The 16,931-nt window shown below is 34.2% G+C and carries 18 protein-coding genes; 11 read left to right on the forward strand and 7 right to left on the reverse strand.

The window, feature by feature from the left end; translation table 11 throughout:
- Positions 1–14: 14 nt before the first annotated feature.
- A complete protein-coding gene (locus tag OL233_RS07790) occupies positions 15–278 on the reverse strand; it encodes a hypothetical protein (protein ID WP_275471770.1) in 264 nt (87 codons plus the stop codon).
- A gap of 60 nt (positions 279–338) precedes the next feature.
- On the reverse strand, positions 339–1,814 hold the full coding sequence (locus tag OL233_RS07795) for a hypothetical protein (protein ID WP_275471771.1): 1,476 nt from the start codon (positions 1,812–1,814) through the stop codon (positions 339–341).
- Between the two features lie 277 nt (positions 1,815–2,091).
- Here OL233_RS07795 and OL233_RS07800 point away from each other — a divergent pair, with 277 nt between their 5' ends.
- The 4 genes from OL233_RS07800 (at position 2,092) to OL233_RS07815 (ending at position 5,341) form a co-directional block, all read left to right on the forward strand.
- Complete coding sequence (locus OL233_RS07800) at positions 2,092–3,213, forward strand: DUF6287 domain-containing protein (protein WP_275471772.1); 1,122 nt, start codon at positions 2,092–2,094, stop codon at positions 3,211–3,213.
- Positions 3,214–3,233: 20 nt separating this feature from the next.
- Positions 3,234–4,076: a hypothetical protein gene (locus OL233_RS07805; RefSeq protein WP_275471773.1), complete on the forward strand. Its 843-nt coding sequence runs from the start codon at positions 3,234–3,236 to the stop codon at positions 4,074–4,076.
- A gap of 211 nt (positions 4,077–4,287) precedes the next feature.
- Positions 4,288–4,794 carry a CD3072 family TudS-related putative desulfidase gene (locus tag OL233_RS07810; protein ID WP_367618498.1) on the forward strand — a complete coding sequence of 169 codons (507 nt, stop codon included), beginning with the start codon at positions 4,288–4,290 and terminating at the stop codon, positions 4,792–4,794.
- On the forward strand, positions 4,781–5,341 hold the full coding sequence (locus tag OL233_RS07815) for a CD3073 family putative ECF transporter S component (protein WP_275471775.1): 561 nt from the start codon (positions 4,781–4,783) through the stop codon (positions 5,339–5,341). The genes OL233_RS07810 and OL233_RS07815 overlap by 14 nt, the downstream gene beginning before the upstream one ends.
- Positions 5,342–5,381: 40 nt before the next feature.
- Here OL233_RS07815 and OL233_RS07820 read toward each other — a convergent pair whose 3' ends face one another.
- Positions 5,382–6,713: a YjiH family protein gene (locus OL233_RS07820; RefSeq protein WP_275471776.1), complete on the reverse strand. Its 1,332-nt coding sequence runs from the start codon at positions 6,711–6,713 to the stop codon at positions 5,382–5,384.
- 8 nt (positions 6,714–6,721) lie between these two features.
- On the reverse strand, positions 6,722–7,639 hold the full coding sequence (locus OL233_RS07825; RefSeq protein ID WP_275471777.1) for an L-lactate dehydrogenase: 918 nt from the start codon (positions 7,637–7,639) through the stop codon (positions 6,722–6,724).
- 147 nt (positions 7,640–7,786) lie between these two features.
- Here OL233_RS07825 and OL233_RS07830 point away from each other — a divergent pair, with 147 nt between their 5' ends.
- Entirely contained in the window at positions 7,787–8,527 is a 741-nt protein-coding gene (locus tag OL233_RS07830) for an IclR family transcriptional regulator (RefSeq protein ID WP_275471778.1), read from the forward strand.
- Positions 8,528–9,056: 529 nt separating this feature from the next.
- Here OL233_RS07830 and OL233_RS07835 read toward each other — a convergent pair.
- Positions 9,057–10,280: a serine hydrolase domain-containing protein gene (locus OL233_RS07835; protein ID WP_275471779.1), complete on the reverse strand. Its 1,224-nt coding sequence runs from the start codon at positions 10,278–10,280 to the stop codon at positions 9,057–9,059.
- A 157-nt stretch (positions 10,281–10,437) separates the two neighbouring features.
- A complete protein-coding gene (locus OL233_RS07840) occupies positions 10,438–11,388 on the reverse strand; it encodes a helix-turn-helix transcriptional regulator (protein WP_275471780.1) in 951 nt (316 codons plus the stop codon).
- Positions 11,389–11,506: 118 nt separating this feature from the next.
- Here OL233_RS07840 and OL233_RS07845 point away from each other — a divergent pair, with 118 nt between their 5' ends.
- Genes OL233_RS07845 through OL233_RS07855 form a run of 3 tightly spaced genes read left to right on the forward strand, consistent with a single transcriptional unit; the run spans position 11,507 to position 13,938 of the window.
- Positions 11,507–12,757, forward strand: coding sequence for a hypothetical protein (locus OL233_RS07845; protein WP_275471781.1), 1,251 nt, complete (start codon positions 11,507–11,509; stop codon positions 12,755–12,757).
- Positions 12,758–12,777: 20 nt separating this feature from the next.
- Positions 12,778–13,197 carry a hypothetical protein gene (locus OL233_RS07850; protein WP_275471782.1) on the forward strand — a complete coding sequence of 140 codons (420 nt, stop codon included), beginning with the start codon at positions 12,778–12,780 and terminating at the stop codon, positions 13,195–13,197.
- 21 nt (positions 13,198–13,218) lie between these two features.
- Positions 13,219–13,938 carry a hypothetical protein gene (locus tag OL233_RS07855; RefSeq protein ID WP_275471783.1) on the forward strand — a complete coding sequence of 240 codons (720 nt, stop codon included), beginning with the start codon at positions 13,219–13,221 and terminating at the stop codon, positions 13,936–13,938.
- 17 nt (positions 13,939–13,955) lie between these two features.
- On the opposite strand, the gene OL233_RS07860 is transcribed toward OL233_RS07855, so the two are convergent.
- Positions 13,956–14,363, reverse strand: a complete 408-nt coding sequence (locus OL233_RS07860) for a GNAT family N-acetyltransferase (RefSeq protein ID WP_275471784.1) — start codon at positions 14,361–14,363, stop codon at positions 13,956–13,958.
- Between the two features lie 161 nt (positions 14,364–14,524).
- Between OL233_RS07860 and OL233_RS07865 the strand changes: the two genes are divergently transcribed.
- Genes OL233_RS07865 through OL233_RS07875 form a run of 3 tightly spaced genes read left to right on the forward strand, consistent with a single transcriptional unit; the run spans position 14,525 to position 16,913 of the window.
- Complete coding sequence (locus OL233_RS07865) at positions 14,525–15,598, forward strand: ABC transporter permease (RefSeq protein ID WP_275471785.1); 1,074 nt, start codon at positions 14,525–14,527, stop codon at positions 15,596–15,598.
- A 4-nt stretch (positions 15,599–15,602) separates the two neighbouring features.
- A complete protein-coding gene (locus OL233_RS07870; RefSeq protein ID WP_275471786.1) occupies positions 15,603–16,277 on the forward strand; it encodes an ABC transporter ATP-binding protein in 675 nt (224 codons plus the stop codon).
- A gap of 57 nt (positions 16,278–16,334) precedes the next feature.
- Positions 16,335–16,913, forward strand: a complete 579-nt coding sequence (locus OL233_RS07875; RefSeq protein WP_275471787.1) for a TetR/AcrR family transcriptional regulator — start codon at positions 16,335–16,337, stop codon at positions 16,911–16,913.
- The last annotated feature ends 18 nt before the right edge of the window (positions 16,914–16,931 follow it).

Consider the following 16,931-nt stretch of genomic DNA (forward strand, 5'->3'; position numbering starts at 1 on the left):
TTTGATGTGAAGGATTAACTTTCACTAATCGTTTTATAAACTTTAAGTCCAGATTTAATTCCTATAGTCATTCCAATGATAGAAATAATAGCCATTGGAACATTGGAAATGAGAGAACGTTTGACACCATCAGCTGACATATAGGCATCATGTGATGTTTCTGGAATAATCAGATACGAAATACTGTCAAAAATACTTGATAAATTAAAGAGTAGAACAATGGTGAAGATTAAGGCTAACACTAACCAAAAAATAACGATAAAATTAGTTTTTTTCATCGAAAAGCACCATCCTTTCTTTATATTGTTATTATAGCATAGTAAAGGTTTAGAGAGAATTTAGTCAACACAATCGAATTGAGTTTGCTTTTCATTATATTTATCTGTAATAAAATTAAGTAATAAATTAATGGAATCTTTTGACTCCGCATCAACTAGTAGAAAGAAAGAAGTATCAGGTCTCTTTTTGATGAGATAATCACAAACGAATAGATCGGCTTCATCTGGATTATCGATAACCCTTACGCTGTCAGTTGAAAATAAACGAGAAATTCGTTTTATGATGTACTGCCTACGAGATGGTTGAAAATTAATGTTAATAAACAATTTAAGTGGTTCACTTTTAAGAGAAAAACTATTTTTGATATCATTTGTAATACCGTATCTATCAGTGAGTAACATATCTCGTGTAAGTGGCATAAGTTGCTCATCTTCTATTAAATCAGAGATAAAATTATCCACATCATTAACAGTAGGTAAAATTGTTTTTTTGATAAAGTTTGGTGTGAAATCAAGTGACTTTTCAAGGTTACATTGGAAAAGATGGAAATTAATCACTTTTAATGTAATCAAATAAATAATATCCAATTTAAATTTAGAGAATGAACGAAACGATGAATCGAATGTCTCACACGTTTTTTCAGAAATATAGATAATGTCATTTAATATTGGATTTGAGGTATCAGCTTGTTGACTTTCCAAGAGCGCCAAGCTGATTAACGCACGTTGTTCATCAGTATCTACTTGGCTAGAAGATAATCGTGTCAAAAGGTTAATAGCTAGGTTAACTTGTTCAGAGGAAAATTCCTCAAGTTTCTTACGGTTGACATCATTAATTTGTATAAATAAATTTAAAAGTTGAATAAGATGTGGATTCGTTATATAGTTTTCATTCGAATTATTATGAATTAATAGACACTTAGTTAAAAGGGTTGATTTATTTTGTTCGAATATATTTAGAAAAAAATTAAAAGGAACATCCAAATCTGATAAATTTTCTGTAGGCTCAGATTGAAAAAGCAAGATAAAGCGTTGAATTATATAATCAACATATAATTTATTTAATAACGGACCAGTATAGAATAACTTTCCTTTTCGTGTGATTAATTTGACGGATGTAGGAGCTAAAAAGATATTAATATGAGCCATGATTTTTGCCAGATAACTCTGAGAAATATGAGCTTTTTCACTGACTATTTGTTTATCTAAGACTGCGTTACAAGACATAAGGTTGAAGATAGTGTAAAAAGGTGATTTTTGAACGTAATCTCTGGTGACATCAAATAACAAGTTATCATAGATATCCTCCTTTTTACCTTCTAGAACAATTCTATTTCCTACTGAACGAATTTTTATAGTCGTGTGCCCCAAGCGTTTAAAGCTTTCATTTAATAATCTTAGATTATGCTGAATTGTATTTTTTTCAGATAAAATATGGTTGCTTACAAACTCTAAAGATGTGTCTAAATTATATATAGCTGAACCTAAAATATCTAAGTTTTCGATTTCATTCTTTTTAAAAAATAAATGTAACATAGAGCCCTCCTTAAAAAAATTAATTCTATAAAATAACTATATAACTAAATAATAAATAACGAAAGAAAAATAAGTGGTTAAAAATATCTTGTTTTGTCTTTTTTTGTATAAAAAGTATTATATCTTCACTTTTGTTTTGGTTGGTATACCTATTTATGTATATCGTGTTTTTAATAATCTTTAGGATGACAAGTAAAGGTTTACACGATGTTTGGTAAAGGTTATTCTAAATAATATATAATAATTAAAAATGTCAATTATCAGGAGGTAGTTATAAGTGAAAAAAGGGTTGTTGAGTACTGGGGGATTAGTGTTGACCATGGGTTTATTAGTGGGGTGTGGAGAGTCTAAAATTGAGAAGAACGACGCGATAGTACAAAAAACAGAACAAACGATAACAAAAAAGAAGAAAAATGAAGTAGCATCAAGTGAGGCAGTCAACGAAACAGAGAAACAAACAGAAGCAAAAGAGACAAGTTCGGAGAAAGAAATGACTGGAATGAATTTAGATCAGATTCAAAAAGGGGACTATACAAGTCTTGAGGGTGAGTGGAAGCAAATTGCTATTTCAATGAATCGTCATGACAGCAAAGGTGATACCTGGATGGAACCTCGAGGAGATAGTTTAACAGTAACAAAAGAGCAGTTAGAAAATGGTTACGCTAAATTAAAAGGAGAAACGTTGACTTACCGTGATCAAGAAGTCCCTATGACGTATCGAAATGACAATGGGATACTGTCAGGAGATGCAACAAGTGCATGGTCGATTAGTTTTTACCCAAAAGGTGTTCCGATGATAAATATGGGACCAGACATGCCAGATACCATTAAAGAAGAGACAGAGCGTGTGTTTATTCGTGAAGCTGGAAATAATTTTGTACAAATTTTTGAAAAGAAATCAGAAGCTAGTAGTGAGGAAACCACGGAAATAAAAGAAGAAGGGATGACTCTATCTGCTCTAAAATCAGGTGATTTTACAAGTATTAATGGCACATGGAAAAATAACCAAGGGGACACATTAGAAGTTAAAGATAACATTTTGACGTTCTCTAATATAGAAGGAGCCGAAGGACAATCAAAAAAAGGAACTGTTTCAGGCTTGTCATTGAATATTCCAGAATTAAATGAAGCTGCAGGAAGCCCTCAAAGCATCGATATGGGTGAAGGACGTTTGCTTTCGAAATATAAAAAAGAGTTAGTAGGGAATGAAGAGTCAGGGTTCTATTACCTATCTGGAAATATGGGAATGGCTAGATTTTATGTGGCCTTTTTGCCAAGCGGTGTGACGGGGAGATTAACAGATGCGGAACAAAATCAAGATAAGATAGTAGCGGGTGGGTCACAAAATGATGTGACGGCAGTGTCAGGTCAAACTGTTTACTATCGACTAGATAAGTAAGTGAACAGGGGGAAATACGCGTGAAGCGACATATTAAATTAATGGGGCTACTGGCTATGGGGGTAAGTTTAACCGCTTGTGGGACGAAAGAAGTTAAGAGTAATAAAGAAATTAAAAAAACTGAAACTGAAACTCGTGTCAAACAAACACTAGAGCAAAGTGAATCAATAGAAAAAAGTGAAAAAGTAGCAAAAAGTAAGAGTAAGGAAGAAACTCAAGAGTCGACGGTGGATTCTAAAGAATTAGAGGCAACCAGTTCAGACACTAAGTCTTTAACAAAAGAACAAGTGATGCAGTGGGTCCGTGCCGTTGTTGATGTTAATGTTAAACCTGATTCGGAAATGGCGAATTATAAGTTACGTTTTGAAGAGATGGGAAATGGTGACGGTTTAACTTATGTAGCAGTGGGACCTCCAGAAGGGGTACAGATTGATAACACGCTTGCTATTTATCGCTTAAATGGAGAAGGTAAGCTTCAACAAGCACAAGGCTTAGGACCTATGGCAGAATGGAAAACTATTTCCGAAGAGTTTATGGATACCTCAAAAATTGAGGTGATTAAAAGAGAAGCGAAGAAAGAAAAAGTTGATACGAAAAGTCTAACTAATGATCAAGCAATTGATTGGGTGAAACATTATTTAGTCCAAAATGGCGCCACTATTGAAGAACTTAATGAAGAAGTTGGATTTAAGGCAGATATGGTAGATGGCTATCTACAAGTCAGTGAATATCATCAAAATACCCCTTTTGGAAGCAGAACGCTATCATATATTTACAGAATCAATGCTGAAGGTGAATTGGAAGAAGGCTCAATCTATAATTCAGATGACTGGCATGTTATTAGTACAGAGTACATTGATTAATCATTATTAAAAAGGCTTCACTCTTTTTAGAGTGAAGCCTTTTTTTTAAAGTGAAATAAGCCATTATTAGGAACTTTTTACTAAAATAAAATATGAATGTGAAAATAATATCATTAGAAAAATGTTATTTAATTGGCTTGTTTGTTCGTTTTTTATAATGTATACTGTGTTAAATGTGAAAAAATGAACTTTAGGAGGTACAGTATTGGAAGTGAAGCGTTCTAAAAAAATAGTTTTAACATCTTTTTGCATTTTAAATCAAAATGCAGTCATTTCCGGATGGGAGAGAGCAGAGGGTGCTTTTTCTTTTGTTAAAAAAATTATTGAAAAAGATATCGGAATTATGCAATTGCCATGTCCGGAAGTAATTACTAAAGGTATGGCGCGAGGTCCGCTAAATTATGAAGATTATGATACTCCAATTCATCGAAAAAACTGCCAAGAAAGTTTAATGCCAACTTATAGGCAGATAGAAGAATTTATTAAGGAAGGGTATGACATTATTGGTATTATTGGAGTTTATAATAGTCCGAATTGTTCAATCACTGGTAAACAAGGCGTGTTTATGGAAGAATTTTTATCCGAGTGTCGTAAAAGAGAGTGGGAATTCCCTAATATTGAAGTACCAGATTATACTACAGAATCGGAGTTTACGATGTTCATAAGCAGGTTGGATAAATTTTTAGAGGGAGAGTGTAAAGATTGTGAGAGTAAATAAAACGTTAATGATTACCTATTGTGCAATAGGTGTAGCTTTAAATGTTATTTTAGGCGAAGCTGCAAGTATGTTGAATATTCCATTATTATTCTTGGATACGATTGGAACGATTTTTATTTCAGCTATGTTTGGTATACCTTATGGAATTATGACGGGCGTCTCTACTAACTTATTGATGGGGTTAATCTCTGGAATAACGGCTGTTCCTTTTGCATTGGTGAGTATAGCAGTAGCAATAATTGTAGGAGGAATGACGCGTAACGGTCTGACTTTAAAAAAATCTATTGTGATCGGAATTGTTTTAGCAGTGGTATGCCCCTTGATAGGGACACCCATTCGAATAGCTTTGTTTGGAGGATTAACAGGTTCAGGAACGGACGTAATCATTGTAGCATTGAGAGCTGCTGGAAAAGAGCTCTTTACCTCAACATTTATTGGAGCCATATCAGCAAATATTGTAGATAAAATTATCTCATGTATGCTTGTTTACTACATGATTCAACAGCCAATATTTAAAAAAGTTAGAGGGTATCGTTTGAATAGTTAATAAAAAAGGCTTCACTCTAAAAAGAGTGAAGCCTTTTTTATTAATACAAGATCTTAACAAAGATAATAACGAATGGTAATGCAATCAAGGTACGTTCAATGAAAATAATAATGACATCAGAGAATTTTTTAACCACATTACATGATGTCAATAATGTTGCAATTTCTGACATAAAAATAAGTTGTAAGATACTCATCATCGCAACAATTGTTTTACTTTCAATTGAAACAATATCTTTTCCTAAAATAACAGGTAAGTAGTTGTCAGCAAAACCTGACATAATCGCACTAGCCGTTAGGTGGGCGTCTTCTACATGAGCTAAGTTAAGAATAGCTTCAACAGGTAGTGAAATCCAACCTAGAACGGGTGTATATAATGAAATAGCTAAAGCTGCTGTTCCCCAAAAGATAATGATAGGTGTTAACCAAAAAACATAGAATAACATGTTATCAATTTTTGATGTAAAGTTTTTTAGAGTTAATGTATTTGCACGGTCGCTTGCACTAGTGACAGCTTTTTTTAAGCGACCAGTTCGTTCGTCAACAACCTGTTCTTTTTTAGGACTGCCATCAACGTAAACATCTGGGTAATTTTTAATTGGTGGAATACGCACACCAATAAATCCTAAGATAACACCAATTAACGTAATACCAAGGAAAATGGCACCGAATGAATCCATTACACCAAGAACTGAGCAGACTAAGACAACCCAACCAATACTAGACGTTGAAAATTGACTGCCAATAACAGCAGCTTCTCTTACCGTGAAATAGCCTTTTTCAAAAAGTTCTTGTGTCCCAATAATCGCAGCATTACCTGGGCCAACCCATGCACTGATGATATTAACTGCACAGATTTCTGATACTTTGAAGATAGGTTTGACGATAAATCCTATAAGTGATCCGATAAATTCCATTGCACCAAATTCTAAGATAAAAGTTTGGAAAAGTAACATAACAGGAACTAAGACCCCTAATTGTGTAGCTAAATCTAACATCGCACCACCTGTATCAGGTGAAATTAGAAATTCTGGACCGATTTTGAAATAGCAAGCTAATGTAATAGCAGCACCGAATAAACGGTTAATCGTATAAAAACGTGTTGTAGAGAAAAGTTTTTTTGTTAAACGGTTCTCAGAGATAAAGCTATTAGGTTTTACCTGATCGAAAAGAGCAAGTAGGGCACTAGCAACAACTGCTAGAACTAATAGTAATTGTAATGGGCCATGGAAAGCATTAATAAATAATTTTAAATAATAGAAAAGAACTGTATCCACACCATTTGAGAACTTAAAGGGAATCAAAACTAAGAAGATTCCCAAGAAAGTCCCAATTAAAAATTTAATAAAGCCGACTGTTTTGTTAGTTGTCATGATGGCACCTACAATTCTATTTGACTGGCAACATGTTTGATGTTGGCGTAAGAGTCATCGAATTTTTTTTGTTCATCAGCTGTACAGTTAAGTTTAACTTGTCTAGCTACACCGTTGCGGTTAATAACGGCAGGATAACTAATATAAGTTTCTTCAGTGAACGGTTGTGAAACGGGTAGAATTGTATTTTCATTGCGAGCAATAGCTTGAACCACACGTTCGATAGCAAGGGCTACGCAGTAACAGTTAGGTCCTTTCATTTCCCAAACATCAAAAGCGGTGTCTTTTACTTCTTGTGCTAAAGCTGTTTTGTAATCGTCATCTAAAGTAAGACCATTTTGTTTAACATACTCATCAAATGGAATTCCCTTAATTGTTGTTTGGCTCCAAGCAACAACTTGAGAATCGCCATGTTCTCCGATAACTAATCCGTTAATGTCAGTTTGAGCAATATCTAGATCTCTACCTAATAAGTAGTTTAGACGAGCTGAATCTAGAGTAGTCCCTAATCCGATGACACGAGTAGGGTCCCAACCTGAGATTTGTTGAGCAAAGTAAGTTAAAATATCTACGGGGTTGCTAACCATTAAAATTAAACCATTTTGGCTATTCTCAGTAATTTGAGGAATAATTGATTTTAAGATGTTTGCATTTTTTTGAAGTGGGACTAAGCGAGATTCGCCGATAACTTCAGGAACACCAACTGTAATAATAATAATATCTGAGTCCGTCGTTAACTCGTAGCCACCTGCATTTATTTTAACTGGATGAGATAAAGACAGACCATGGAGAATATCAAGGGCAACCCCCTGTGCTCTACGCTCATCTAAATCAACTATAGTGATTTCATTCACAAAAGTAGCTTTAGCTAATGAGAAAGCTGTTGTTGCCCCTACCTGTCCTGCACCAATAATACTTATTTTCATAATCTAACCTCTCCTTTTATAAAATGTGGAACATGTTCCGATTTGAATGTTACACTAGATTATATAAAAAGGCAACACTTTGTGTGGAAATTAACAAACGAAAATATGATACAATAATAATAAAGAATACGGTAAAAGGAGTAGCTTATGACAAAAAGTCCTATTATTAAAAATATAACGGATGCATTTGAAATTTTAGATTTATTGAATAACCATCAAGAAATGGGCGTTACAGAAATTACTGAACGCACAGGTTTATCTAAAACGACGGTTTTTAGATTGATTAAATCATTAGAAGCAGTTCATGCTATTAAACAAAAACCTGATCAAAAATATATTTTGGATTATCAAATTGCCAAGTATGCCCAAAATGCTGGGAAAAGTGACCAACTATCAAATTTAGCAGAACCTTTCATGAAAGAAATCAGAGAACAAACAGGTGAGAGTGTCAATTTGGGTGTAGAGTACGAGGATGAAGTTTTAATTATCAATACAATCGAGGGTGAGTTTTATCAGCTTCAGACTACACTATTACCTGTTAGTCCGTTATATTGTTCGGGAATGGGAAAGTTATTCTTAAGTCAGTGGTCGGACAACGATTTGGAAGCCTATTTTAAAACAGTCAGAGCACGTACCGTTAATACATTGACAGATGTGGCTAACTTTAAAAAGGAGCAACAACAAATTAAAGTAGAGAATATCGCAGTGGATAATGAAGAATATGAATATGGTTTATCATGTTATGCAGTGCCGATTTATAATAAAAATCAAAAGTTAGTTTGTTCTTTAAGTGTGTCTGGTCCGACTAGTCGCCTGAAGAGTAAAGGGATAGATAAATTAGTTAAGGTTCTAAAGGAACAAGCCGCGTTGTTCCAGCAAGTTATATAAAAAAAGTGATAACCATCGTACCGGGTTATCACTTTTTTTATATAACTAACTCAACTGTGTCGGTAGTAACCAATGATTTATCTTGAAGACAAACACATTGTTCTTTTGAATGAGGTGTTTGTTTTTTTTATAGTTAGAGAAGCGAAAGTAATTCTAAATTCATGTGCATTTTTTGTTTCCTATAGCATTAGTATATCGTAAGTCTTGACATTCTTTTGCTATTTCAAATAATTGCTTACTTATTTGCTTTCGAATCTCTTCGGGCTTATCCAAAGATACTTTCCATAAATGACTCGCAATAACTTTAGTTTTATTGCCTGATTGTTATATTTGCTAAGTAGTGGGGAAGTTGAATAGTTTATATTTTTTAAGTTAGGGCAAATATGCTGGTCAAAATATTCGGTATAGACGTAATCATTTTTATTGAAAAAACTTTCTTTGTTATGGAGTGTTTATAAGGTGAAACAGGTTTTTCATCATTTAAATCAGCTCCTTTTATCGATTCTACTGATAAAAGCAGTCAAAGTTTTTATTTATTCGCTGTTATTTTATTAAATAGTCCTTGAATTATTTTTTTTGTAGGGTGGTTTTTATTATAAGAATTACTTAAAAATATAATACCATTTTCACCATCTGACGTGAAATAAGCAGAGGATTCATAGCCTTTAAGGATGCCGTGAGAATAAAAATAACCATCATTATGGTAGACACCACTTGCATAAGTATAAAAGTAGTTTTGCGGTTGATTGGTCCATAATGTCTTTAGATTATTTTTTTTAAGAAGTTCTCCATTTATTAATTTTTTAAAATAAGTAAGTAAATCTAATGTCGAGGTATACATATTTCCAGTCCCAATTTCGGCAGTATAATATTGTTTTAGAATAGTGCTTACTTTTTTATAAGGCGAGCGGATTGTACCATAGTATGCTGTTGTTTTGTTAGGCAAGGTATTAAAGGTAGTGTAGAACCCTGTTTGTTTTAAATTTAAAGGTTGTAAAATGGCTTCTTCAATAAAGTCTTCGTAAGATTCATAAGTTAATTTGCTTATGATTCCTGCAAGTAAATTATAGTTAACAGCTGAATAATGCCATTTTAAAGAAGGTTCTTTATAACGAATATGAGTTATTATCTCGGCTAAAGCTTCTTCTTCATTGAGTGCTTTTTTTGGATAAGAGTCTACAACTAACCCGCTAGTCATGTCTAAAAGTTGTCTAATTGTAATCGTGTCACTATTAGGTATGTCGGGATAGAAGGTAGATAATGGAGTCGTGAGAGAAAGTTTATCATTTTCGACTAATAACATAATGGCAGTAGCAGTAAATGTTTTTTGGATAGAAGCAATCATAAATTCAGAGTCAGCCGTGTTTTTCTTTTTTAGTTCTTTATTAGAGTAGTTGAGACCTTCGTTTAAAAAAAGATGATTATTTTTAATGGCGAGAACAGTTCCGCTTGTATTTTCATGAGTTAATGTGTCTATAATTTCTTTTTTTAAATCAGGGTAATCAGTTGTTAAAGAGTTATCAATTGGCGTGTTAGCATTGCTAACGCCAGAAGGTGATGTCGATTGCTTTAATTGGTTGTTTTCAGTCTTTAGAGATTTAATATCATGATGTAATTGAGAGAGTTTTATATCATAATGATGGCGTTGCTTCTCTAAAAGGAGTTTACCTACTAAAAAAATAACTAGCATAAATAAAAGAAAAATAACAATTAATTTTCTTTTTGAAAAAAGTATAGTTTCTCGTTGTTTCATAAGCTCACCTTTCAAAATGACTTTTTTATAGTTATATCATAAAAAAATGAGTAAAATGAGTTGTTTTTTCTTATTTTTTATTTAATTTTAGTCAGAGATTTTCTTGAAGAGTTCAATTAAAAAAGGTGTGACATCTTATTAGGATGTCACACCTTTTTTAGGAATGATACAGTTGCTGCATTTTGTTTATCTCATCTATTATCTTATTTTTAAATCCGATAGGCCCTGTCACTTTGACTTGGCTTCCTTGGCTAAGCAGCCAATAGGTAACACCGGTATCGTAAACATAAGCTTTCACATCATAGGCGCCATCTTTAGGATTAAGGGTAATGGTAGCATCTGGAAATTTATCTTTGACAATTTCTTTAGCTCCCCAAAATTTGAATGTGACTTGGGTATCTCGACCTGAGAACATAAAAGGGGCTCGTTTTCGCAAATCACCATCTTCAACAGTGGCTCTAATTTTATCACGAGTCTCCAACTCTCTGGGGCTTATATCTATCAGACGGTCTAGTCTATAGTTGATAACTATCTCCTTTTCATAGACGTAAGTTCTGATATAGAAATAATGTTGATCAAACATCAAGGATAATGGGACGCCAATGATAGGTCTATCGTTCTTTTTATCCTCATGATGATAGACTGCGGTAAAGCCTAAGTTATTTTCTATTAAATCTAATAAAAAGTCTATTTTTTCTAATAGTTGTTGGCCGTGAGAGACTTGTTTATAGCCGTGGAGTTCACTAGAGGAGATGTTGTTAAATAAGAGTCGATCTTTCTGGTTCAATGAGGCCGAAAGTTGGTCGACTATTCGTAGTAACTCTGTCTTGTGTAGAGCTCTCACCGCTAGTAATATTTTTAAAATAGCAGTCGCATCTGCTAAATTAAGTTGCTCACTGTGACGCTCAAGGCGGTATTTTTCACCGAGAGTATCGGTAGTCAACGTATATTTTAAATCTGATTCTTCACAGGCCTCTTTAATTAAGGCTAAATCTCGTTGTGCTGTTCTTGTACTGATAGTGTAAAGCTCAGCTATTTCTGTAGAACTTAAACGTTTTTCATTTAAAAAATCTAAAAATAGTTCTAAAATTCGTGTTTGACTAGTCATAAATTGCCTCCTACGTCATAATATGTCGCCTTGTAATGTTAGTATAAAGGAGTAGGTAAGAGAAAGAAAGCCTTTTCTCATGAACATACTTAAGACAATGTTGAGGGGAGTGTCAGCAATGACCAAAGTTAATCTAGATTTAGAAAAATATCTTGAGGCAAGACGTTTAGAATTTAATTATTTAACGTACGACTATGCAGTTACTATACCTCTTATTAAAGAAGAAAGTGAACGTGTTTTATCTGCACAAAAAGCACCACTTGTATTCGAGGTAGACCGCTTTGAAGTATTTGATTATAACTCAAGAATGTATTTAGAAGATGTGACGAAAGACGAGTTAGAGAGCGAATTACCAAGGTTGCTGACAGAAGTACGTCCCGCTTTAACGCATGATGTTGAAAATCAAGAAGCTATTTTTTCCCTAGTTGAAAAAATTAATGAATGTGGGTATAAGTTAACGGGCTATACTCAAAAATATTTGGACTCATGGGAAACGATAAGTGGATTAGATTTGTTTGATCAAATAGCGTGTACGCCTCTTGAAGAGATACAAGATTATGATGTGATTCTTTCTAACCATGAGGAGGAAGATGAAGACGGTTGTGTACACATTTATGACGAATTTGGTAATTGCCTTCTACGTCAATCTGAAGTAAAGGAACACATGTGGTGGTCGGATGACCCTTATTTTGATTTAGAAAATGAAGCAGGTGACATTATCCTTGAGAAGATTGAATTAGAACAGTTAGCGAGTGTCTTGTATAGTTTCTTAAACGGTATGTCGGCACTTGAAATAAAGGAAACCTTCTTATTTCCATATGAATTAACTTCAGAACAACTAAATGAGAGTAGGTTTATTTACACACGTTATTCTCAGTCTATCAAACAAGAAATCACAGCGGTAGAAGATTTTGACTCTTTTAGCGATGAACCTGTAGATTTTGAATTAGGTGGGTTTCAAGGTCAGTTTCGCTGTTGGTCATCAAATAAGTTCTTTGGACTAAGTCGAGCGGTTACTGTAGAGGATTTTCCTAGTATATACGGTCACTTTCAATTAAAACTAGACTTAGAAAGTACAGGTGAAGGTGCTACCAAAGTGGGGGTAGCCATAATTGAATTAGCTGCTAAAAATGGAATAGAGTTGGCACGTGATGAACGTCTTTGTACAGGGATATTTAGAACCGCTAATCCAACTTATGAATTAGGAAAACTAACGAACTTTGACTATTGGACGAGTGATTCTGGTATTCCTTTAAGGTCATCAAGACAAATTAGCTATACAGGAATGACCAAGCGAACGCAAGAGGTTGCTTTTCATGAGTTGACTTTTTCTGAAACGGTTGCTGAATTGTTAACTTTAGGATTATAACTATTTAAGGAGGAGTTTCTATGACAGAAATCAGACGGATAAGATTTAATGGTGGTGAATCAAAAGTAGGTTCTCAAGATGTGACACTCATGACAAATGAGGAACTATCAAATTTTATTGACCCACATATGACTACTTATTTTACAAAACAAGTGGAACGAGAACTGACAGAACGAAGTCTAGCTGGTGACCGGGAAGCTTTTACGTTATTAAAAGGCAAGTGGCAACGACAAGTACCAGGGAAAATTAAAACAGATGGTCAGTTTACGTATACACCAACGTTGCAATTAGCTGATTATTTAACGGGGTGGACTATTCCAGAACGACTCTTGGCACGACAAGTTGAATTGGAGTTAAAAAAACGTATTTTTGAAAGTGATGACCAAGCTTACGATATTTATAAATGGTATGTAAACGAAATAAAACCAAGTAGACAATAGATACTTAAGGAGGAAAATAAAATGACTAATACTATAACCTGGGAGAATTATAAAAAAATAGAAACGAAATATCCTCATATTGCAAGTTTCGCGTATTGGACTGAGGAACATAAAGGAAATAAAGCAGAGCCATTATTAGTTGCAAATGAAGAGGAATTTCATGAAAAGTTAGAAGGTAAGTTGCATGCTAATGTCGTGATTGTTGGATTAAATTTTGGCATTAGTAATGGAATTGAAGCTTTACTTTTAGACAAGGAAAAAAATGATGATGAATTTTTGGAAGCCCTAAAAGGGATTAATTATATGAGTAACCAATATGGTGGAAGTTATGGAAAAAAAGCGCTGAATGATTCCTTTAAAGGAACATGTGTAGAAGGTGCTTACATGACTGATTTTTTTAAATTTAATAGTGATGACAAAGAGTGGAAAGCTATGGGGATTGCGACAAAAGACGGAAGTGGATTGAAGCCTTTATTGAAAGATTCTCCAGAACTCTATTTGAAAAATATAGAAGGATTAAAATACGAGTTGTACGATATTGTCGGCATTAAAGAAGACCCTATCTTTATTTTCTTGGGAAGTGATTTAAATAATGATAGAGAGATTAAACGGTTAATGACTTTGTATTTCCCTAACAGTTCTATTTATAAATTTAGCCACTATCAAAGACCAGGATTTGGAAAAAAACAATTTAAAGAAGAAGCGGATTTGATTATTTCACAGTTTGAAAAAAAGGACTAGCCTAGGCTAGTCCTTTTTTAGTTGAGTTGATACAGAACGAGTTCTTTTCCATCATTGTAAGGTACGAATCCAAGTGAGTCATAAAAGTTACCAAGGGTAAGAGTGGCTTCTTTTAGGAGGACATGTTGTTCTGCATCAGGATAGGCATCAAGCACTTCAGTTAGCAGTTGTGTGCCGATTCCTTTATTTTGATTGGAAGGGTCAACGAGAATTTCTTGTATATAGAGAATTGTTTCACCATCACCAACAGCTCGAATTAAGCCGACTGGGGTGGTATTATGCCAAGCGGTAATAACAATAAGTGATTTGGAAAGTGCTCGAGTCAATTTGTCTAAATCTTCAGTACAAGTGGCGTAACCAACGCTTGAATACAAAGTATCAAGTTGATTAGGTGTCAGGACGGCATTTGATTGATAGTAAATCATAGTGTGCTCACTCCTTTTTTGTAAATCTAAGGGTAGTGTACCATGAAATGAAAAAAATAAGGTTGGGGTGAGCATTTATTTTCATTTATCAAAAGATAAGTGATATCATCTGTTTATCACTTGATAAGTGAATTTTGTGGAGAACGAAAGGGGTACAATATATGTTTTTATCTATTAAAGAAATGGCCTATTCAAAAGGGAAGTTTGCCTTAATAATTTTTATCATGGTGCTGATATCATGGCTAGTATTCATTTTGTCAGGACTAGCAAATGGTCTAGCTCAGGGAAGTAGTAAAGAGGTTGATTCATGGCGGGCAGAAGGAATTATTTTGACGGATGAGGCGAATAAGAATTTACAAGCGTCTAACATCGATGAGAAGGTATTAAAAGAAGTAGATGCCAAAGTTGTGGAAGGCATTGTTCAAGGGTCATATGCCATGCAACATGAAAATGGAAAATCTGATGACAAAGAAAATATTTCAATTTTTGGATCATCTAATCAAAAAATAGTAGACCCTGACATTACTAAAGGGCGTCGTTATGAAAAGAAAAATGAAATTTTAGTCTCTCAATCCTTAGCTGATAAAGGCTATAAGATAGGCGACAAAGTTAAACTTGGAAGTAGTGAAGATACATTTACGATTGTTGGGATAACACCAACAAGTTCATACCGTATTACGCCAGTTATCTATGCGTCTGTTGCGACTGTAAATGATTTACGTTTTGGTGAGACGCCACCTAAAGGCACAATGTATAACGGCATTGTCTACAGAGATGCGAGTAATAAAGTGATAGATGATAAAAATTTAGTTGCGATTAAAACAACTGACTTTATCGAAGCGCTACCTGGATACAGTGAACAAAAATTAACGCTTAATGGAATGGTTTATTTCTTACTTGTTATCTCAGCGTTTGTTATTGGCGTTTTTATTTATGTGATGACGCTACAGAAAACAGAAATGTTTGGGATTTTAAAAATTCAAGGTGTTGCAACACGTTATTTAGCGAAATCAGTTTTGATTCAAACCTTTTTCTTAGCATTGATAGGTGTAGCAGTAGGGGCTGGTTTAACGTATCTAACAACCTTAGTATTACCAGCAAGTATGCCTTATGCTACGAATTTAACTGAAGCTGGAATTTATGGTATCGGCTTAATCATTTTCGCTATTTTAGGCGGTGTCTTCTCAACAATTACTGTAGCAAAAGTCAATCCATTAGACGCAATAGGAGGGTAATGATATGAAACGAGCAATCGAATTAAAAAATGTAAACAAAGTATTTGGGAAAGGTAAAAAACAAGTCAATGCTTTAACTGATATTAATTTTTATGTGAATCCAGGGGAATTAGTAGCCGTCATTGGGCCATCTGGTTCAGGGAAAAGTACGTTTTTAAAAGTCATTGCAGGACTCTTAGAGCCGACATCAGGTAATGTTATTATTGATGATCAAGATTTAAAAACAGTTGCAGCTAAAGATTTAGTTAAATTACGTTTTGATAAATTAGGTTTTATCCTACAACAATCTAATCTGGTCCCTTTTCTAAAAGTAGCGGAACAATTTAAATTAATCGAAAAAAATGACCGTTCTAAAAAAGACCCAGACTATCGTCAAAAATTAGCAGAGTTATTGGATATAGAAAAATTAATGAATAGTTATCCGAAAGATTTATCGGGGGGAGAACGTCAACGTGTGGCAATTTCTACAGCGTTGTACCATAAACCAGAAATAATCTTGGCGGATGAACCGACAGCAAGTTTGGATAGTGACCGTGCTTTCGAAGTGGCAGCCTTACTAGCTCGTTTAGCGGAACAAGAAAAAACGGGGATTGTCATGGTAACCCATGATGAACGGTTACTTAAATATTGTCACCGTGTCTGTCGCATTGAAGATGGTCAGTTAACAGAGGTGGTCTAGTCTATTTAGGTAAGGAATGGTACACTAGGTAGGAAAGAAAAGTGGAGGAGCGTACTTATGACAATGACGCGTAAAGAATTAGCAGATCAAACAAAAGCGACTATCTTAGATGTTGCCCGTCAGCTTTTTCTCAATCAAGGGTATCAAGCGACCTCAACCCGTGCAATTGCCGAGCAGTGTGGCATTACCCAACCTAATTTGTATCACCATTTCAAAAATAAAAAAGTGTTATTCAAATGCGTAGTAGAGGAAATTATTAAAGATATTGAAAAAGTTCAAGTGGAACTGTTAGCTAAAAAGTGTTCACCTGAAGAGAAATTAGTGGAAATGATGACAGCCTTGATGACAATTCATCCAGCGAATTTTTTTAGTATGTTAGAAGATTTTAAAGAAATTATGTCTGAAGAAAATCAAAAAGAGTTTTATGTCATGTATCAAACAGCATATCTTGCTCCGTTTATTTCAGTCTTTAAAGAAGCTGATTTAAGGGAGGATGTGACTCCAGAAGAGGCTACAACACATTTGATGTATCATTTAGGTGCTGTGATGAGTATTTCTCATCAGTATAAGAAAGAGAAAACAAAAGAACAACTCAGCCGAACCGTAGATCTACTTCTAAATGGTTTGGTGAAGTAAAGGTTTAAATAGAGTTAA

It is taken from the genome of Vagococcus proximus, from assembly GCF_029143285.1.
Classification (GTDB): domain Bacteria; phylum Bacillota; class Bacilli; order Lactobacillales; family Vagococcaceae; genus Vagococcus_D; species Vagococcus_D proximus.